General features: G+C 70.1%; 17 protein-coding genes and 1 tRNA gene. 11 read left to right on the top strand and 7 right to left on the bottom strand.

What is annotated here, in order from left to right; translation table 11 throughout:
• Nucleotides 1-27 precede the first annotated feature (27 nt).
• Both CHC11_RS04665 and CHC11_RS04660 read left to right on the top strand, forming a co-directional pair.
• Nucleotides 28-864, top strand: a complete 837-nt coding sequence (locus CHC11_RS04665) for a PSP1 domain-containing protein (protein WP_089311009.1) — start codon at nucleotides 28-30, stop codon at nucleotides 862-864.
• Nucleotides 865-1,080: 216 nt separating this feature from the next.
• On the top strand, nucleotides 1,081-1,818 hold the full coding sequence (locus CHC11_RS04660) for a LiaF transmembrane domain-containing protein (protein WP_089310361.1): 738 nt from the start codon (nucleotides 1,081-1,083) through the stop codon (nucleotides 1,816-1,818).
• Nucleotides 1,819-1,820: 2 nt separating this feature from the next.
• Here the strand turns inward: CHC11_RS04660 and CHC11_RS04655 are convergent, their stop codons facing one another.
• Nucleotides 1,821-2,867, bottom strand: a complete 1,047-nt coding sequence (locus CHC11_RS04655) for a hypothetical protein (RefSeq protein WP_089310360.1) — start codon at nucleotides 2,865-2,867, stop codon at nucleotides 1,821-1,823.
• A complete protein-coding gene (locus CHC11_RS04650; RefSeq protein ID WP_089310359.1) occupies nucleotides 2,854-3,099 on the bottom strand; it encodes a hypothetical protein in 246 nt (81 codons plus the stop codon). The genes CHC11_RS04655 and CHC11_RS04650 overlap by 14 nt, the downstream gene beginning before the upstream one ends.
• Before the next feature lie 257 nt (nucleotides 3,100-3,356).
• Here CHC11_RS04650 and CHC11_RS04645 point away from each other — a divergent pair, with 257 nt between their 5' ends.
• A complete protein-coding gene (locus tag CHC11_RS04645) occupies nucleotides 3,357-3,953 on the top strand; it encodes a hypothetical protein (protein WP_089310358.1) in 597 nt (198 codons plus the stop codon).
• Nucleotides 3,954-4,372: 419 nt separating this feature from the next.
• A complete protein-coding gene (locus CHC11_RS04640) occupies nucleotides 4,373-5,050 on the top strand; it encodes a S1 family peptidase (protein WP_089310357.1) in 678 nt (225 codons plus the stop codon).
• On the opposite strand, the gene CHC11_RS04635 is transcribed toward CHC11_RS04640, so the two are convergent.
• The gene (locus CHC11_RS04635; protein WP_089310356.1) at nucleotides 5,047-6,444 is read right to left on the bottom strand and encodes an MFS transporter; all 1,398 of its coding nucleotides are present in this window, start codon (nucleotides 6,442-6,444) and stop codon (nucleotides 5,047-5,049) included. The two genes, CHC11_RS04640 and CHC11_RS04635, sit on opposite strands and share 4 nt — an antisense overlap.
• Nucleotides 6,445-6,575: 131 nt before the next feature.
• Between CHC11_RS04635 and CHC11_RS04630 the strand changes: the two genes are divergently transcribed.
• A complete protein-coding gene (locus tag CHC11_RS04630; RefSeq protein ID WP_179278685.1) occupies nucleotides 6,576-7,403 on the top strand; it encodes a GNAT family N-acetyltransferase in 828 nt (275 codons plus the stop codon).
• Between the two features lie 2 nt (nucleotides 7,404-7,405).
• Here CHC11_RS04630 and CHC11_RS04625 read toward each other — a convergent pair whose 3' ends face one another.
• From CHC11_RS04625 to CHC11_RS04615, 3 genes are all read right to left on the bottom strand, one after another.
• Complete coding sequence (locus CHC11_RS04625) at nucleotides 7,406-8,488, bottom strand: fatty acid desaturase family protein (RefSeq protein ID WP_089310354.1); 1,083 nt, start codon at nucleotides 8,486-8,488, stop codon at nucleotides 7,406-7,408.
• A 10-nt stretch (nucleotides 8,489-8,498) separates the two neighbouring features.
• The gene (locus CHC11_RS04620; protein ID WP_245918750.1) at nucleotides 8,499-9,566 is read right to left on the bottom strand and encodes a ferredoxin reductase; all 1,068 of its coding nucleotides are present in this window, start codon (nucleotides 9,564-9,566) and stop codon (nucleotides 8,499-8,501) included.
• Between the two features lie 232 nt (nucleotides 9,567-9,798).
• Entirely contained in the window at nucleotides 9,799-10,533 is a 735-nt protein-coding gene (locus CHC11_RS04615; protein WP_089310353.1) for a DUF427 domain-containing protein, read from the bottom strand.
• Nucleotides 10,534-10,625: 92 nt separating this feature from the next.
• On the opposite strand from CHC11_RS04615, the gene CHC11_RS04610 reads away from it, so the two are divergent.
• The 3 genes from CHC11_RS04610 to CHC11_RS04600 are packed head-to-tail and all read left to right on the top strand — an operon-like array spanning nucleotide 10,626 to nucleotide 13,827.
• Nucleotides 10,626-11,786 carry an efflux RND transporter periplasmic adaptor subunit gene (locus tag CHC11_RS04610; protein WP_089310352.1) on the top strand — a complete coding sequence of 387 codons (1,161 nt, stop codon included), beginning with the start codon at nucleotides 10,626-10,628 and terminating at the stop codon, nucleotides 11,784-11,786.
• Nucleotides 11,783-12,577, top strand: a complete 795-nt coding sequence (locus CHC11_RS04605; protein WP_089310351.1) for an ABC transporter ATP-binding protein — start codon at nucleotides 11,783-11,785, stop codon at nucleotides 12,575-12,577. Before CHC11_RS04610 ends, CHC11_RS04605 begins: the two co-directional genes overlap by 4 nt.
• Complete coding sequence (locus CHC11_RS04600; protein WP_089310350.1) at nucleotides 12,574-13,827, top strand: ABC transporter permease; 1,254 nt, start codon at nucleotides 12,574-12,576, stop codon at nucleotides 13,825-13,827. Before CHC11_RS04605 ends, CHC11_RS04600 begins: the two co-directional genes overlap by 4 nt.
• Nucleotides 13,828-14,108: 281 nt before the next feature.
• Here CHC11_RS04600 and CHC11_RS04595 read toward each other — a convergent pair whose 3' ends face one another.
• On the bottom strand, nucleotides 14,109-15,596 hold the full coding sequence (locus CHC11_RS04595; protein ID WP_089310349.1) for an MDR family MFS transporter: 1,488 nt from the start codon (nucleotides 15,594-15,596) through the stop codon (nucleotides 14,109-14,111).
• Nucleotides 15,597-15,699: 103 nt separating this feature from the next.
• Between CHC11_RS04595 and CHC11_RS04590 the strand changes: the two genes are divergently transcribed.
• From CHC11_RS04590 to CHC11_RS04580, 3 genes are all read left to right on the top strand, one after another.
• A complete protein-coding gene (locus CHC11_RS04590; RefSeq protein WP_179278684.1) occupies nucleotides 15,700-16,392 on the top strand; it encodes a TetR/AcrR family transcriptional regulator in 693 nt (230 codons plus the stop codon).
• A 257-nt stretch (nucleotides 16,393-16,649) separates the two neighbouring features.
• Nucleotides 16,650-17,960 (top strand): alpha/beta hydrolase, encoded by a 1,311-nt coding sequence (locus CHC11_RS04585; protein ID WP_245918747.1) that lies wholly within the window; start codon nucleotides 16,650-16,652, stop codon nucleotides 17,958-17,960.
• Between the two features lie 65 nt (nucleotides 17,961-18,025).
• Nucleotides 18,026-18,098: transfer RNA gene (locus CHC11_RS04580), tRNA-Thr, on the top strand.
• Nucleotides 18,099-18,142: the final 44 nt, after the last annotated feature.

The following is an 18,142-nucleotide window of genomic DNA, read 5'->3' as shown; positions in this document are numbered from 1 at the left end:
AACCGGGCGAACGGAGCGAACGTGGGCATGATGATGGCCGTCAGCTTCACCCGTTACGGCCGCCTGTTCTACCTTGATCCGGGCGCGCACAGCCCCAAGGTCGGCGACAAGGTCCTCGTCCCCACCGACTCCGGCCCCGAGGTCGCCGAATGCGTGTGGGCCCCGCAGTGGGTCTCCGAGGACGTCGACGGCCTCCCCGAGTGCGCCGGCCCCGCCACCGACGAGCACCTCGCCCGCGACGAGGCCAACCGCCGCCGCCGCGCCGAGGGCCGCCTCATCGCCAAGCGCCTCATCCGCAAGCACGACCTCCCGATGAAGGTCATCGGCGTCGACTACCTCGACGCCGACAACATCTTCAAGATCTACTTCACCGCCCCGCACCGCGTCGACTTCCGCGCCCTCGTCCGCGACCTGGCCCGCGGCATCAAGGCCCGCGTCGAACTGCGCCAGGTCGGCCCTCGCGACGAGGCCCGCCTCCAGGGCGGCATCGGCCCCTGCGGCCGCGACCTGTGCTGCGCCACCTTCCTCAAGGACTTCGAACCCGTGTCCGTCCGGATGGCGAAGGAACAGGACCTCCCGGTCAACCCCCTCCGCATAGCCGGCGCCTGCGGCCGCTTGATGTGCTGCCTCAAGTACGAGCACCCGTTGTACGTCAAGGCGCACGACACCATGCCGGCCCTGGGATCGCGCGTGGACACCCCGAACGGCCCAGGCCAGGTCGTGGGCCGCAACGTCCCGTCCGACAAGGTCACAGTCCGCCTGAACAGCGGCGGCCGCTGCTCCTGCCCCTCAGCCTCCGTCTGCTCCCCCCGCCAGCAACACGACGCCCACTACAACCCCTCAGACGACAGCGAGCCCGGCTAGGAGTCGCGGGGCGGCCCCTCTTCCAGCAGGAGCGCTCCGCCGTTTGCAGGGCCGATGAGGCGGTTCACTCGAAACCTGTGGTTTCGAGGGCCGAGGGTGCGGGCTGATGTCGGCCTGAACATCGAACCTGGCGTGATGCGTGGAGTCGGGACCGCAGAGCATCCGGTCTTCCTAAGATCACGGTCCGATGACTCCTCGATCCGACGGGAGCGGCGCGTGACCCGGACGCGTGTTCTGCTGGGCTTGGTCGCTGTGGCGACGGGGGCCGCTCTGGCCGCTGGGGGGTCAGATGCGCTCCGGAGAGGGGTCGAGGTCTTTGCGCAGACCGCCCCCTACCTGCTGTTGGCGGCCGGAGCGATAATTCTGCTGAAGTCGGTCTTGCCGCGAGAACAGACGGTGGCGGGACCTGCGTTCCTGGTCGTGGCCGGCCTGACGTGGCTGGCCGTGGCCCGGGACTGGTTCGCCTCGGAAACGATGCGACCGTTCGCGTCCGCAGTGCTCGTTGTGGGAGGAGTGGCGGTGGCCATGAGCAGCGGGCGGCGCGACCTGGACATCGATACAGGGGTAAGGCGCTGCATGGCCATCGTCATGCCACGCGTATCTCGCTTTGCCCAGGCACCACGGAAGCTGGTCGTTCGCGCCTTGGCCGGGGATGTGGTCATCGATCTGAGCGAGGCCCGGTTGCCTCGCCAACAGGAGATGGAGATCGATCTGGCCTTGCTGTACGGCTACGTTCAGATCCTCATCCCAGAAGGCTGGGCCGTCGTACGCGGAAGGCTTGAGACCGCCCGGCGGATCCGGCTGGACGGGAAGCTCGATCCGCCCTATGTCTACAGTCCTCCACCGGCTTCCGATGCGGACGGGCCAGATTGGCACGGCGGGCGCGGCGGCGTGGTACTGAACATCTCCGGCATCGGCGGATCGGTCGTCCTTCGCCGGACGTCCCGCGAATGACGTCAGCCGGCCGGCGGGTCGCCGGGGTGGACGAAGAATTCCTGCCCCAATCCGGATTCGGCGAGCGACTGACGCTCCTTGAGGAAGGCGGTGAGGCTCCTGTTCAGCCTCAATTCGCCCTCGGGGGTCTCGGGAAGCGCCAGGTGCAGGGCCTTCGGAATGTCGAAGCGATGGAGGTCGAACGCGGTGGCCAGCAGGACGGCGTGCTCGGCCGACGCGCGGACGGCTCCGCGGTAGGAGACCACTGCCAACATCAAGGTCACCAAGGGTACGAGCCGCCACAGGTCAGGCCGCAGTAGCAGCGGCAGGGAGACCGCTGTGGCCGAGGCGAAAGCCACGCAGAGCGTCGCGGTGGCGGCGATCAGATCGAGTTGGCGACCGATGTCTGCGCGTAGGAGCGCGGAGACTGACGGGTACATCCTCGGATAGGCGGCCATGGCGTCGAGGCCGTAAGGCCGCCCGGCAGCCTCCTCCCCCTGGCGGAGCACGTTACCCAGGAGGGTCGGCATCAGAAGGTCATCAGCTTCGGGATACCGGTCGAGGACCCTGTCGGCGCGAGCGCTGAGCCGTCGCCTCCGCTGCTCCCGCCGTGCGCCCACAGCGGCGGCTCGCAAGGTCCGCGGTGGCTCCGCCTCCTCCTCGTCCAGGTGGTCCTGCTGGATCGAGGCCGTGTGCCTGGCCCGTCGATGCCGCTCGACTCCCAGCGCGTACAGGTACTGCAGGGGCCGCGGGTTCACGTATCCCTCCAGCATCTGCACCAGCGCGACCTGGAATGGACGCAGGAGGATGCCGATCAGGAACAGCGCGAAGACGAAGACGATGGTCACCGCAGCGGTGTCGTTCTTACTGGGGAGGACGTCGTGAAGGTTGATTCTTCTGTCGAAGTCGAAGGCGTGTGAGCGATACAGCACGGCCACGAAGCTTGCGAGTAGCGTCCCGGGCAGAACGTTGACGAGAGTGAATCGCGCGCCTCCCAGCGCGTCGGCCCCGGATTTGGCGATGTCAGTCAGAGCGGCCACGACCTCGTCTCTCCGGTCACGAGTCGTCATCCTTGCGCTTCATCTTGCCGTTGCACTCCTTGCACCGCGGCCCGCCCGGCATTCTCGGCTTGGACCTGAACCGCCGCCGCTTGCCACAGTGGGGGTTCTGGCAGATGTACACGTACGAGCTCGGAGTCGGATCGCCGTAGGATCCTCGATGGTCGGACGGTCGCGTCGCGACCGTGACCACGAGCACGAGGAAGATCCCGATCGCCGGGCCGCGGTGGCGACGAGTGTCCATGGGGCCTCCAAGGGAGACGCCAGGATTATCTCCCTGGCGCCGACGGCACGTCAGCCGTTGCAGGGCAGCCGATTGTGGCCAGCAGGTCACGGCGGCAGGGGCCGAAAGGCGGCGATGACCTCGCGCGCGGGAGCCCGGGCCGCCGGCCGGGCTCCGTCTCCTCTTCGCCGGTCCCCGGGACGCTGGATCTGACGATGTCCGGAAGCGGCGGACGGTCAGAGTCGCACCTACAAACCAAAACTCCGGAAGGACTTCCGATGGAAGACGTGTACAGGCGCTTCTCAGGAGGCTGGGAACGTCGCGACGGGCTCCTCGCGCGGGCTCGGCGGAAGGGCGCCACCACCGATGACCTTCGTGCCGCCGAGGCCAAGGGCATGGACCTGGGCCACTACGTCGAGGCGTTGGAGGCGGACGCTTCGGACGAGAGCATCCACGCCGCCGTGGACGCCGGCATCCTGCTCTCGGTGTTCGTCAGGGCGCTGAGGGCGAACGCCGCCCCCGCGCAGATCATGGAGGCGCACGAGAAGCAGGTCGCCGCGGATTCGGCCTACGCCTGGGGCATCGGCCGGTCCGGCTACCTCGACCTGCTGAACAAGGGCGCGACGCCCGACCAGCTCATCGTCCTGCACGAGCGGGAGATCCACCCGGACATCACTCTGCGGGCGATCGAAAGCGGCCTCGGCATCGCCAAGCTGCTGGAGGCGAACGACAAGGGTCTCCGCGGGGCCGACCTGCTCTGCCTCGTGGAGGCGCAGGAGCAGCAGGTGAACCCCGACGAGGTCCTCGACGCCCATCTCCGGGGGCTTCGCGGGCTCGACCTGTACAACCACCTGAGGGGCCCCAAGGGCCAGTGATCGCACGAGGACGTGAGCCGCCGCGCAGGCGGGCGCGTCCTCTGTACCTCTACCGACAGCCGCCGGCCTCCGTCCCTGGACGGAGGCCGGTTCTCGTTCGCGGGCCTCCAGGGCGTCGGGGCGGTGGCCGGGTACCGCATTGCGCGGGCGGGGCGGCGGTTTTCGGCGCACGCATTTCCTCGCCCTCTCCATCCCGAAACAGCCGGCTCCTCATGCGCCGCGAAAGCGCGCAGGGGACGAGCACCCGGGACCGCCCGGCACGACCTCCCGTCCGGCTCACCGACCGGCTCTCTCGTCGGCCTCCGTCGTGATGTTGCTATACGGTCGCGGGCAACCTTGGCACCTTCCTCCCCTTGCCGGGGGCCCTCAAGTTTCCGCACCATTCCGGCAAGCCGCCATTTCTCCGCAGGAGGTATTCCGTGAGACTGCGCGTCGCGACCTTGGTCGCGGGCATCGTCGCCGTCCTGGCCGCCGTCAGCCCTGGAGCGTCCGCTTCACCGAGGGACGTCCGTCCCGTCGCGGCGCCGGGCGCGGAAGGGGGCCAGGCGGTCTACGGAGCCGGGGGAGTGCGCTGCACCCTGGGGTTCAACGTGCGGCAGAACGGCACGTACTCCTTCCTCACCGCGGGCGGTTGCGCTCAGGTCGGCAAGGTGCTGTACGCCGATCCGGGGCTGACCGTCCAGCTCGGGACGGTCGTCTCGGTCACGAACCTCGCCGTGGCGCTCGTCCGGTACGTGGAGCCTTCCGTGGAGCGGCCCGGCAGCGTCCACCTCTACCCGGGGTCCCAGGACATCACGACGGCGGGCCGGCCGGTCGTCGGCCAGCGCGTCTGCCGCAGCGGGCCCACCACGGGCGTGCGCTGCGGCAGCGTGACGGCCGTCAACGTGACCGTGAACTACCCCGAGGGGACGATCACCGGGCTCGCGAGGACGACCGTATGCACGGAGCCCGGGGACGGTCCCGGGGCTCCGTACTTCTCGGGCGGCACCGCGGTCGGGCTGGGGATCGGCGGAATCGGGGACTGCGCCAGCGGCGGGTCGTCCTTCTTCCAGCCGATCTCCCCGGTGCTCAGCGTCTTCGGCGTCAGCGTGTACTAACGCCTGGGGAGGAACTGGGCGAGGGCCGCGGTGACGCCGCAGAAGGCCATGACCGGGAAGAGCGACGCCCGGAAGGCGTCCGCGACCTCGCCCAGCGCTCCGTAGAAGACGATCCCGACGAGCGCGACGCCGAGGGCGTTGCCGACCTGCTGGGCGGTGGACAGGACACCTGCGGCCGAGGCGGCGTGCCGGTCGGTCACGCCGGACAGGACGAGCGCCGACAGCGGCGCCAGGACGAGCCCCATGCCCGCCCCGACGAGGGCCAGGCCCGGGACGAGCCAGCCGATGGCGTGCCCGATCGCGGTGAGCAGGAGGCCGCACCCGGCCGCCTGCACCGCGGCGCCCAGGGCGAGGACCTGCCGTCCCAGGCGGGCGGCGATGGCCGTGGCGCGGGTGGACGCGGCGAAGTAGCCCGCGCCCAGGGCGACGAAGAGCAGGCCCGACTCCAGGGCGCTGAGACCGCGTCCCTGCTGAAGGTACAGGGCGAGGTACAGGAAGAAGGACGCCATCGCCAGGGTGTAGACGAGCGCCAGGCCGCTGCCGACACGGAACGCGGGCTCGCGGAAGAGAGCGGGCGCGACGAGCGGTGCGCTGCCGCGAAGCTGGGAGAGGGCGAACGCGGCGAGCAGCACGGCCGACGCGGCGAGCGACGTCCACGTCCAGGCGGGCCAGCCCAGGCGGCGCCCCTCGATCAGGGGCAGGACGAGCGCGATGAGGCCGAGGGTGACCAGGACTGTTCCCGTGACGTCCAGCCGGGTTCCGGTGGTGCGCGGCTGGGACGGGACGGTCCGGCGGACCAGTGCCAGCGTGACGACCCCGACCGGGACGTTGATCAGGAAGATGCTGCGCCATCCGGTGCCGAACAGATCCGCCTGGATCAGCGCACCCCCGATGAGCTGCCCGAACACGCCGCCCAAGCCGAGTGCGAGGCCGTAGGCCGTGAACGCTCTGGCGCGCGCCTCCCCGGTGAACACGCCGTTGATGATCCCGAGAACCTGTGGCATCAGGAGCGCGGCCGCGATCCCCTGCACCACCCTTGCGGCGATCAGCGTGCCGGGGGACGGGGCGAGCCCGCAGGCGAGCGAGGCGATCGTGAACACCGCGAGGCCGAGCGCGTACATCCGGCGGCGTCCGGCCAGGTCGCCGAGGCGGCCGCCCGTGATCAGCCCGCTGCCGAGCGCCAGCCCGAACCCGGCGACGACCCACTGGATCGCGGTCGCACCGGCGCGTAGATCGTGCTGGATGTCGGGGATCGCCACGTTCACGATGAAGAAGTCGAGCGTGGTGATGAAGACGCCGGTGAGCAGGACGAGCAGGGCGCCGATGGACGCGGTGGGCGAGGGCGCGGCCTCGCGCGGGTGCCGTCCCGCCACTGGGGTCGCCGCTTGCGACATGGTTCTCCTCAAGTCGTCGTCATCCGCACCTAGACGATCTCGCCGGGGAGGTCGTGAGGGCGATGACCTGTGGGGTAATGCCGCGTAATTGGGTTGTGCGGCCCGCGGTGGGCGATCTAGCGTCCCGTCCCATGGATGGGGACAGGCCCGCACGGCGGCTCGGGATCGACGACCTGGCCGCCTGCCAGCGGCTCGCCGAAGACCGCGACTGGGGGCGGGAAGACCGCAAGTGGCGGTTCCTGTTCTCGGTCGGCGACGTCTACGGCATCGACGACGGAGAGGGTGAACTCGCCGCGGCAGCGGTGTCGACCCAGTACGGCGCGGACATCGCCGCCATCAGCATGGTGCTGGTGGCGAAACGCTACGAACGGCGTGGTCTGGGCGGCCGCATCATGCGGCACGTGATGGACAACACCGAAACGAAGAGCTTCTGCCTGACGGCCACCGAGTATGGGCGCCCGCTGTACGAGCGACTGGGATATCGCTCCGTCGGGCTCTGCACGACGTATACGGGCCTGGGGAAGGGGCCTTCCAGGCGAGGCGCCTCCGTCCCCGTGGAGGCGGCGGACATGCCCGCCGTCCATGCGCTCGACACCGAGGTCTTCGGCGCAGACCGTTCACGGCTGGTCGACGGACTGCCGTCGTTCTGCGAGACGTTCCATGTCGTCCGGGACGAGTCCGGCCTCAGGGGGTTCGGGGGCGTGTGGTGGAACGACGACAGGGCCGTCGTCGGCCCCGTCGTCGCTGAGGACGGCGAGACCGCGCTCGCGCTCGTCGAGGAGATCGTTCCGGCGGGGCCGATCCGCCTGGACATCGACCACCGGCATCCGGAATTGGTCGACTGGGCCCGGCGGCACGGCCTGGAGCCCGCGTTCACCACCACGGTCATGGAGTACGGCGCGCCCATCGCGAACGACCCGTCCCGCCTCCACCTCCCCGTGGCCCAGGCCCTCGGCTGATCTCAGCCGGCCTCCGGCTCCGCCGCGGGCGGCCTCCCGCCGGGCAGCGCATAGCGGACGATCTTCTTCCAGGTGCCCGTGACCTGCTTCGACAGCGAGCCCGTGTGGTACGGGATGTCGTACTTGTCGCACAGGGCGCGGACGCGCGGGGCGATCTCGCCGTACCGGTTGCTCGGCATGTCCGGAAACAGGTGGTGCTCGATCTGATGGCTGAGGTTGCCGGTCATCAGATGGAACAACTCACCGCCGGTGATGTTGGCCGAGCCGCACAGCTGCCGGACGTACCACTCGCCCCTCGTCTCGCCGTCCAGCCGCTCCTCCTCGAACACCTCCACGTCGCCGGGGAAGTGGCCGCAGAAGATGATCATGTGCGCCCACACGTTGCGGACCACGTTCGCGGTGGCGTTCGCGGCCAGCGTGGACAGGAACTGCGGCCCGCTGAGCAGCGGGAACGCCAGGTAGTCCTTGCCCCACTGGCGGCGGATCTTGCGGCCGATGGCGCGCAGCTTCTCCTTGGTCACCGCCTCGTCGGCCGTCCCCTGCCGGATCTTGTCGATCTCCAGGTCGTGCAGCGCCACCCCGTACTCGAAGAACATCGCCAGCAGCAGGTTGTAGAGCGGCTGCGGGAGGTGCGCCGGGGACCACGGCTGTTCGGGGGCGACGCGCAGGATGCCGTAGCCGACGTCGTTGTCCTTGCCGAGCACGTTCGTGAACGTGTGGTGGACGAAGTTGTGCGAGTGCTTCCACTGCTCGGCCGGCGAGACGTTGTCCCACTCCCAGGTCGTGGAATGGATCTTCGGGTCGCGCATCCAGTCCCACTGGCCGTGCATGACGTTGTGCCCGATCTCCATGTTCTCCAGGATCTTCGCGACGGCCAGCGTCGCGGTCCCGGCGATCCAGGCGGGCGGCAGCGCGGAGGCGAACAGCAGCGTCCGGCCGCCGATCTCCAGTCCGCGCTGCCAGCGGATCACCCGCCGGATGTAGGACGCGTCGTGCTCGCCGAGACCGGACATGATCTCCTCGCGCAGCGCGTCCAGCTCGGCGGCGATCGTCTCGTAGTCCTCGGCCGTCAGATGGTCGGTCATGCCGCTCCTCTCACAGTTCGATCTCCACGGGCCCGGCGGCCGCCGAGACGCAGGTCTGGATGATCTCGCCCTCGTCGCCGTGCACCTCGCCGGTGCGCAGGTCGCGGACCTTGCCGGACGCCAGCCGCCCGACGCAGCCGCGGCAGATGCCCATCCGGCATCCGCTCGGCAGTAGCGCCCCGGCGTCCTCGCCCGCCACCAGGAGGGGAGTGCTCCCGTCCGCGTCGGCCGTGACGCCGCTCCTGGTGAACGTGACGCGCCCGCCCTCGCCCCCGCCGCCGGAAAGGACGGTGCGGAAGCGCTCGACGCGCAGCCTCTCCTCGATGCCGGCGGCCCGCCAGTGCGCGGCGAGGTCGTCGAGCATGCCGCCCGGCCCGCACGCCCACGCCTCGCGCTCCGCCCAGTCAGGGCAGATGTCGGGTATTTCGGACGGCTTCAGGCGGCCGTCGGGGACTGTGTGCCGCTCGTGCAGCCGTACTCCCGGCATCCTGCGGAGCTCGTCGCCGAAGATGACGTCCCCGGCCGTCCGGTCCGAGTGGACGAGCACGGCGTCGGACGCGCCGCCGAGATGCCGCAGCATCGCCATGACCGGCGTGATCCCGCTGCCGGCCGTCACGAACAGCAGCTTGCGGGGGACGGGCGAGGGCAGCGTGAACTCGCCCTCGGGCGGCGACAGGCGAACGACCGCACCGGGCCGGACCTCGTTGACCAGGTGTGCCGAGACGAACCCGTCGCGCGCGGCCTTGACGGTGACCGTGATGCGGCCGTCCCGGCGCGGCGGCGACGACAGCGAGAACGTCCGCCAGTGCCGGACGCCGCCGACGTCCACGCCGATCCTGACCCACTGGCCGGGGCGGTGGCCGTCCCACGCCTGCCCCGGCCTGATCACCAAGGTCGCGGTGGACGGGGCCTCGTGCTCGACGGCCTCGATCCGTCCGCGCGGCTCGGCCGTGGACCACAGCGGGTTGACCAGGCCGAGGTAGTCCTCGGGCAGAAGCGGGGTCGTGAGAAGCCGGGCGGCCGACGCGATCCGCCGCCCCGCGGTGGAGCGGCGTGGGCGGCGCTGTGCGATGGTCAAGGTTCCTCCCCGGAGGGCGCGCTAACTTACGCTCGCGTAACCTACGGTCGCGTAGGAATCGCGGAGGATTCAAGTCCTCGGCCATCAAAGCGACAGGCATCACACCATCGCATGATGTTCCATCCGGTGATGTGATGTCCGCTGACAAAAAGCAGTGGGGAAATCATCGGCCGGGCACGATTCTTCGTGCCCGGCCGATGAGCGGCCGTCCTCGGCCGACGAGAGGCCGTACTCAGAACTTGGTCTTCGGCCGCTCCTGCAGAACCCCGTCCACGAAGATGTCGAGTTTCTCGTTGTAGAAGCAGACCAGCCCGGCGACCTTGCGGCTCTCGTCCAGCGGCGTCCGGTACGACCAGGCCAGATCCTCGTGCAGCGTGCCGTTCACCCGCACCGACCAGTACTCCGCGGTGCCCTTGTACGGGCAGTGCGTGGCGGTGTCGGTGTGTTCGAGCAGGTCCATACGGACATGCGGCTTCGGTAGGTAGTAGCGCACCGGCAGGCCCGTCTCGAACAGCAGCCGCGGGCTGGACGACTCCGCGACCGTCACCCCGTCCACCTCGACCCGGACGTGCCGCGACGCCGCCAGCACGTCCACGCGCGTGTACGGGTCGCGGGGGTGGACGAAGACCTCCTCGTCCTCCTCGAACCAGGCGTCCATCGCATCCCAGTCGAGCCGGACGAAGCCGGGCAGCCCGGTATAGAGGAGCGCGGCGCCCGGAGCCTGCGCGCCGTCCACCTTCACCGTGTAGGCGGTCGCTTCGCCCCTGCTGGGCGAACGGGTGCCCGGACCGTCCTCGACGAGTTCGGCCCGCACGTCCGCCTCGGGGAAGTAGTAGGTCGGGTAGTAGGGGATCTCCCAGACGAGAGACGGACGTGTCGAGTCGGCCACCAGATGGCCGCCGAGGTAAGCCCTGACGCGCTTGCCGCTCTCCTCGGTCCGGAGGCTGGTCTTCCGCGGTGTGCCCATGCCTGGGCAACCGCACCGGTCCGGACCCTATTTCATCCAATTCTCACCCGTGACTCACGAACGCCACATGAGCCCTCAAGAGCCTCATCCGCATGAATCGGACACTCCTGGTCAACGGCGCGCTGGGCGTGCTGCTCGTAGCCGGGGCCGGAACCGCGTACCTCGCCCTCGGCGACGGAGGCGACGGCGCCGCCGCCTCCACCCGCCTGTCCCGCGTCACCCGCGGAACGGTGGTCTCGTCGGTGTCGGCGTCCGGCTCGGTGGAGAGCGCCCGGAGCCGCTCGCTGTCCTTCGGCGCCTCGGGGACGGTCGCGAAGATCTACGTCAAGGCGGGGCAGAAGGTGCGGGCGGGCGACGTCCTGGCCCGCCTCGACCAGACCGAGGCGATCGAGAACGTCGACGCCGCCAAGGCGAACCTGGCCGTCGCCGCCGGCGGCGACACCTCGTCCGAGAAGGGGTACGCCGGCTACGTCCAGGCGAAGAACTCCTACAACTCCGCGTTGCGGGCGTACGAGGGGACCGTCCTGAAGGCCCCGTTCGCCGGGACGGTGACCGCCGTCAACGGAACGGTGGGCGGCGGTTCGAGCGGTTCGTCCTCGTCTTCCTCGGGTTCGGGTTCGGGTTCGGGTTCCGGGTCGGGCGGCGGGTCCTCCTCGCCGACCTCGTCCTCCACCTCGTCCACGTCGTCGGGCTCGGGCTTCGTCGAACTCGCCGACACCGCGCACCTCCAGGTCGAGGGCGAGTTCACCGAGGCCGACACCACCAGGCTGAAGACGGGCCAGGCCGCCGCGGTCACGTTCGACGCGCTCACCGGCAGGACCGCCACCGGCAAGATCACCGCGATCGGCGCGGCGCCGGCGACCACCGACAACGTCGTGAGGTTCCCGGCCACGATCGCGCTGGGAGACGTCCCGTCCGGGGTCCGGCTGGGCCAGACGGCCACGGTGGAGATCACCGTTGCGCGGGCGGAGAACGTCCTCTACGTGCCGAGCGCCGCGGTCAGGACGGCCGGCGGGCAGAGCACGGTCACGGTCGTGCGCAACGGCAGGCAGGTCCCCACCACGGTCGAGATCGGCGTCAGGGGAGACCAGGGAACCGAGATCAGCTCGGGGCTGAACGAGGGCGACCAGGTCGCCGTGACCTCGACGTCCGGCAGCGGGAACACCAACCAGCGCGGCTTCCCCGGCGGCGGCGGACCGGGGCTCGGCGGCGCCCCGGGCGGCGGAGCGCCGGGCGGCGGAGGCCGTCGATGACCGCGCCGGAGCCCGCCCGCGTCCCGCCCGTGCTCGACGTGCGCGGCGTGACCAAGGTGTACGGGACGGGCGACACGGCCGTCCACGCCCTGCGGGGCGTCTCGCTGACCGTGGAACGCGGCGACTATGTGGCGATCATGGGCGCGTCGGGCTCGGGCAAGTCGACGCTGACGAACATCATCGGCTGCCTGGACGTGCCGAGCGCCGGCCGCTACCTCCTCGACGGCATCGACGCCGTCGGCCTCGGCGAGCGCCACCTCGCGATCCTGCGCAACCGCCGCATCGGCTTCGTCTTCCAGTCGTTCAACCTGATCCCGCGGATGACCGCGCAGGCCAACGTGGAACTGCCCCTCGCCTACGGCGGGCTCAAGGGCGCCGACCGGCGGCGGCGCGCCCTCGCCGCCCTGCGCGAGGTGGGTCTCGCCGACCGCACCCGGCACGAGCCGAACGAGCTGTCGGGCGGCCAGCAGCAGCGCGTCGCCGTCGCCCGCGCCCTGGTCACCGCGCCGACGCTGCTCCTCGCGGACGAGCCGACCGGCGCGCTCGACAGCGCCTCCACCGCCGACGTCCTCGGCGTCTTCGACCGGCTCAGCCGCACCGGCCGCACCATCGTCGTGATCACCCACGAGGACGACGTCGCCGCGCACGCCAAGCGGATCGTCCGCCTCGTGGACGGCCGCGTCGTCGAGGACGCCCGCAGGGAGGGTCGCACGGTGAGCCCCACCGACCTTCGCGATCTCCCCACCGCCCGGCCGCACGCCGCGTCCCCGGCACCGAAGGAGGCCGGGTGAGCGTCCTGGAGATCCTGCGCTTCGCCGTCCGCGGACTGTCGGCCAACAAGCTGCGCAGCTCCCTCACCACGCTGGGCATCCTGATCGGCGTCGGCGCCGTCATCCTGCTCGTCGCGGTCGGCAACGGCTCGTCCGAACAGATCAAGAAGAGCATCCAGCGCCTCGGCGCCGACTCCCTCACCGTCACGCCGTCCACCACCGGCCGCGGCGGCCCGGGCGGCTTCGGGACGGCCGACCAGGCCTCGGGCCCGCGCACCCAGGCCCGCGACCTCACCGCGGAGGACGCCGAAGCCCTCACCGCCGCCGGCCAGGCCCCGTCGGTCAGGACCGCGTCCCCCGTCGTGACCAGCCAGTCCGTCACCGCTGGGTACGCGGGCACGAGCGCGACCATCGGCCAGTTCGTCGGGACGACCCCGTCCTACTTCGCGGCGGCGAACAAGACCCTCGCGTCCGGCACGGCGTTCACCGCCGAGGACGCCGCCGCCGCACGCAAGACGGTCGTGCTCGGCAGCACGGCGGCGTCCGACCTGTTCGGACGCGTGAACCCGATCGGCAAGAAGATCGACGTGGGCGGGATCCGCTTCACCGTCGCGGGCGTCCTCAAGGCGACGGGCTCCTCCTCGTCCACCTTCTCCGACCCGGACAGCATCGCCGTCGCGCCGCTCCCGGCCGTCCAGGAGACCCTCACCGGCTACGGTGCGCTCGACCAGATCATCGTCCAGGCCACCGACAGCGACGCGGTCGGCGCCGCCGAGGCCGAGGTCACCCAGATCATCGGCCAGCGGCACGACGTGACCTCGTCGGGCGCCGCCGACTTCACGGTCTCCAGCCAGGCGAGCGTCCAGTCGGCGGTCAGCGAGTCGAGCCGGACCTTCACCGTCCTCCTCGGCGCCGTCGCGGCGATCAGCCTCCTGGTCGGCGGCATCGGCATCACCAACATCATGCTGGTCACCGTCACCGAGCGGACCCGCGAGATCGGCATCCGCAAGGCCATCGGGGCCCCGCGCGGCGCGATCCTCGGCCAGTTCATCGCGGAGGCCACCGTCCTCAGCCTCACCGGCGGCCTGCTCGGCGTCCTCGCCGGCGTCATCGGCAGCCTCTTCACCATCGCCGGCGTCAAGCCCGTCCTGGTGCCCTCGTCGATCGGCCTGGCCCTGGCCGTCTCCCTGGCGATCGGCCTGTTCTTCGGCAGCTACCCCGCCAACCGCGCCGCCAAGCTCCGCCCCATAGACGCCCTACGCCACGACTAACCAAGGACCCCATGCACCCCCAGCCCGCGCCGCCACCAACCAACCGCCCGCTACCAACCAACCGCCCGCTACCAACCAACCGCCCGCTACAGGCTCGAAGCCGCGCCGATTCGGATCATCTCGATCCGTATGCCCCAGAGCCGAACCAGCCGAGCCCGCCCAAGACCGGGCTGGACCAGCCGAACCCGGATCAGCCCGGACCCGAGTGGCGCACCGCCGCCACCGACCACTCCCCGAAACCAGCGGTCTCTCTCCTATGCGACGAGACCGGCCGAGCCCGGTCAGGCGGGGGTGAGCGGGGTCCGTTTCGGTTTGCGTGGGACGGCCAGGACGGGGACCAGGGCCGCCACCAGGAACACGGCCGTCCACCAGAAGGTGTCGGTGAAGGCGTGCGCCAGAAGGGACGGCGTATCCGTCGTGCGGTGTGCGGCGGCCTCGTCCAGGCTGCCGGATGCGCCGGGAATCTCGTTGCGGATCCCGATCTGCAGGACGACCGCCGTCACCGCCGTGCCGAACGAGCTGCCGATGCGGACCAAAATGTTCGCGCCGGTGGTCGCGGCCGGCACCGCTTCGCGGGGGAGGCCCTGGTAGGCCATCGCCATCAGGGGCGGCGCGATCATGCCGTGGCCGAGCCCGACGACCAGCATCGCGCCCATGATCGTGGCGCGCCCGGTGTCGGGGGAGAGGGTGGTGAGGGCCACGGTTCCGGCGAGCACGCAGAGGATGCCGCCGACCACGAGCCACCGTCCGCCGAAGCGGTCACCGATCCGTCCCGACACCGACATGGTCGCCATCGCTCCGAGCCCCATCGGGGCCAGCAGCCAGCCCGCGTCCAGGGCCGACTCCCCGCGGACGATCCCCGCGAACAACGGAACGAGGATCATCAGGCCGAACATCGCGGCGCTGTAGAGGAAGAACCCGCCGGTCGAGGCGGTGAAGGCCCGGGTGCTGAGGCGGCGCAGGTCGATGAGGGCACCGTCGCCCCTGCGGAACGCGTGCGCCGCGAACGCCGCGACGAGGACCCCGCCGGCGATCGCGGTGATGAGGAAGCGGCCGCTGGTCAGATGCCTCCCGTTGCCGGCCTCCGAAAGCGCGTACACCAGGGCCGCAAGCCCGGGGGACAGGAGCAGCATGCCGATGACGTCCAGCCGGGCGTCCGTGCTGCGGTCACCGTCGCGCGGCAGCATCCGCAGGGCGGCGAGCAGCGCCAGCGCGCAGAAGGGGACGTTCACGAAGAACATCCACCGCCAGCTCAGGTTGTCGACGATCACGCCGCCGAGCAGCGGGCCCAGGACCGGGGCCAGCATCGCGGGCACAGAGACGATGCTCATCACGCGTCCCATCCGGTCCGGCCCGGCCTCCCGGACGAGCATCGTCTGCCCGACGGGCATCAGCATGCCGCCGCCGAACCCTTGCAGGACGCGGAACGCGATCAGCGAGGGCACCGACCAGGCGAGCCCGCACAGCAGCGATCCGCCGATGAACAGGCCGAGCGAGACGAGCCACATCGTCCGGGCCCCGAACCGCCGCACCGACCACGCGGTCAGCGGGATCGCCATCGAGAGGGCGAGGGTGTAGCCGGTCACGACCCACTGGATGGTCGAGAGCGAGGTGCCGAAGTCCCGGCCCAGCGCGGTGATCGCGACGTTGACGATCGTGCTGTCGAGGACCGTCATGATCGCGCCGAGCACCACGACGACCGCGAGATTGCGCAGGTGCGGATCGATGGGTGCCTTCTGGACGGGCGGTGCGGTGCCTGCCGTGGTCATTCCGTTCCCCTCCGGTTCCCGTACGCCGTATCGGCAACACCATACAGTGTCTCGGTCGATCCGTACGCCGTATCGATACGGCGTATCGCGTACGATCTCTGGCGTGGCGGCAACACCGAGGTCAGGCGATGTGTGGACACGTCCGCGCGGCGGACGCCGGCCGAAGCTGACGCGCGAGGCGATCGTCGAAGCGGCGATCAAGTTGGCGGACGCGGAGGGCCTGGACGCGGTGTCGATCCGCCGCGTCGCCGGCGAGCTCGGCGTCCGGGCGATGAGCCTCTACACCCACATCGACGCGAAGGAAGACCTTCTCGACCTGATGTACGACGAGGTCGCCGAAGAGGTGCTGGTCCAGGGGGGGCTGCCGGACGGCTGGCGCGAGGCGATGACGGAGATCGCCCGGAACGAGCGCGAGGCGGGGCTCCGGCACCCGTGGATGCTGCGACTCGCGGGACGTTCCCTGCGCATCGGGCCCAACGGCCTGCGCCACATCGAGCAGTCCATGGCCGCCGCCGCCCGGCTCACCGACGACCCGGACGGCATGCTCGCCATCGTCAAGACGATCGACCACTACATGCTGGGCTTCATCACGATGGAGCAGCAGGTCGCCGAGGCCGCCCCGCAACGCCCCCAGACGACCCCCTTGGAGCAGTCGTACGTACAGCTGCTGGTGGAACGAGGCGAGCTCCCTCACCTCAAACCCTTCTTGGAGACGAGCTTCCACCGCAGCGACAGCTTCGAGCTGGGTCTCAAGTGGCTGCTGGACGGCATCGAACACGAATACCGAGGGAAGTAGCCCTCGACCACCGTGCCGACGTAGCGTAGGCGGCGGCGTACGTGCCGCTACGACGAGACGGGGACCGGGTGCGGGCAGCGAGACTCATCAGCGTGGCTACGGTGCTGGTCCTGGCGACTGCCACCGGCTGCGACAGCGGTGACAAGAACACGAGCCAGGCAGCGAGCGTCCCCACGGGCCTCGGGCAGTTCTACGGTCAGAAACCGTCTTGGAAGGGCTGTGGCAACGGGTTCGAGTGCGCAACCGTTCAGGTCCCTTTGAGTTACACCAAGTCGTCCGGCGAGAAGGTCGGCATCTCGCTCATCAGGCTCCCCGCCGAAGACAAGTCCGAACGGATCGGCTCGCTGCTCACCAACCCTGGGGGGCCCGGCGGTTCCGGGGTCGACTTCGTCCGCCAAGCCGCACGCACCTTCGGCGACGACCTGCGCCGCCGCTTCGACATCGTCGGCTTCGACCCGCGTGGGGTGGCGTCCAGCAACCCAGTCCGCTGCAACACCGGACCCCAACTGGACGAGTTCTTCGCCACCGACGCATCCCCGGACGACCCGAACGAGACCAACGACCTGGGCAGCGAAAGCAAGGCCTTCGCGCAGCGCTGCAAGGCCAACTCGGAGCTTCCCTACGTCGGCACAGTCAACGCTGCCCGAGACATGGATGTCCTACGCGCCGCCTTGGGCGACCAGAAGCTCACCTACTACGGCGCCTCCTACGGCACATACTTGGGAGCCTTCTACGCCGAGCAGTTCCCCAAGAACGTCCGAGCCCTCGTCCTGGACGGCGCAGTCGACCCGAAGCTGTCGTCCACCGACCTCCTGATCGAGCAGGCCAAGGGCTTCGAGACCGCCCTCCGAGCCTTCGCCGACGACTGCGTGAAGTCGGGTAGCTGCCCCTTCGGCAACACCGCGGACGCGGTCATCGGCAAGGTCTCCTCGTTCCTCACGTCCACGGACAAGAAGCCCCTGAGCAACACGCGCGACTCCCGCAAGGTCACCGAGTCCCTGGCCGTGATGGGGATCGCCCGGGCTCTCTACGTCAAGGAGTACTGGCCCGTCCTGCGCCAGGCGCTCACCCAGGCGATGCAGAAGGGCGAAGGCACCCTCCTCCTAGCTCTCGCGGACGAGATGGTCGAACGCAAGGCGAACGGCACGTACAGCAACCAGACCGACGCCAACATGGCCGTCAACTGCGTCGACAAACCCAACCCGTCGAACCTCGCCGCCTACGGCAAGGCCGCCGAGCAAGCCAAGAAGGTCGCGCCCCGCTTCGGGCCGTTCGTCGTCTGGGGCGGCCTCCCGTGCGTCTACTGGCCCGCCCAGACCGAACAGGCACCCGAACCCATCACCGCCAAGGGCGCCGCCCCCATAGTCGTCATCGGAACCATCCGCGACCCCGCCACCCCCTACAAGTGGGCCCAGAGCCTGGCCGGCCAGCTCTCCAGCGGCGTCCTCCTCACCTTCGACGGCGACGGGCACACCGCCTACCTCCAAGGCAACTCCTGCATCACCAAGGCCACCGACGACTACCTGATCAGCGCCGACCCGCCCAAGAACGGGACCACCTGCCGCTGAATAACCAGTGCACGCCCACCCCCCAACACCCGGTAGACTGCTTCCCGCCGTGCCCCGCACGGCACGCCGCCTTAGCTCAGTCGGCAGAGCGATTCACTCGTAATGAATAGGTCATCGGTTCGATTCCGATAGGCGGCTCGGCACTTGACCAGGGCATTCACCCGAACCGGGTGGGTGCCCTG

It is taken from the genome of Actinomadura mexicana, from assembly GCF_900188105.1.
Classification (GTDB): domain Bacteria; phylum Actinomycetota; class Actinomycetes; order Streptosporangiales; family Streptosporangiaceae; genus Spirillospora; species Spirillospora mexicana.
This window is presented reverse-complemented; position numbering and strand designations above follow the sequence as displayed.

What these genes read in the sequence shown, in the direction of transcription:
- CHC11_RS04665 (WP_089311009.1), top strand. Translation starts at nt 28, where the DNA reads ATGATGATGGCCGTCAGCTTCACCCGTTACGGCCGCCTGTTCTACCTT.
- CHC11_RS04655 (WP_089310360.1), bottom strand. Translation starts at nt 2,867, where the DNA reads ATGACGACTCGTGACCGGAGAGACGAGGTCGTGGCCGCTCTGACTGAC.
- CHC11_RS04650 (WP_089310359.1), bottom strand. Translation starts at nt 3,099, where the DNA reads ATGGACACTCGTCGCCACCGCGGCCCGGCGATCGGGATCTTCCTCGTG.
- CHC11_RS04645 (WP_089310358.1), top strand. Translation starts at nt 3,357, where the DNA reads ATGGAAGACGTGTACAGGCGCTTCTCAGGAGGCTGGGAACGTCGCGAC.
- CHC11_RS04635 (WP_089310356.1), bottom strand. Translation starts at nt 6,444, where the DNA reads ATGTCGCAAGCGGCGACCCCAGTGGCGGGACGGCACCCGCGCGAGGCC.
- CHC11_RS04630 (WP_179278685.1), top strand. Translation starts at nt 6,576, where the DNA reads ATGGATGGGGACAGGCCCGCACGGCGGCTCGGGATCGACGACCTGGCC.
- CHC11_RS04625 (WP_089310354.1), bottom strand. Translation starts at nt 8,488, where the DNA reads ATGACCGACCATCTGACGGCCGAGGACTACGAGACGATCGCCGCCGAG.
- CHC11_RS04615 (WP_089310353.1), bottom strand. Translation starts at nt 10,533, where the DNA reads ATGGGCACACCGCGGAAGACCAGCCTCCGGACCGAGGAGAGCGGCAAG.
- CHC11_RS04610 (WP_089310352.1), top strand. Translation starts at nt 10,626, where the DNA reads ATGAATCGGACACTCCTGGTCAACGGCGCGCTGGGCGTGCTGCTCGTA.
- CHC11_RS04605 (WP_089310351.1), top strand. Translation starts at nt 11,783, where the DNA reads ATGACCGCGCCGGAGCCCGCCCGCGTCCCGCCCGTGCTCGACGTGCGC.
- CHC11_RS04595 (WP_089310349.1), bottom strand. Translation starts at nt 15,596, where the DNA reads ATGACCACGGCAGGCACCGCACCGCCCGTCCAGAAGGCACCCATCGAT.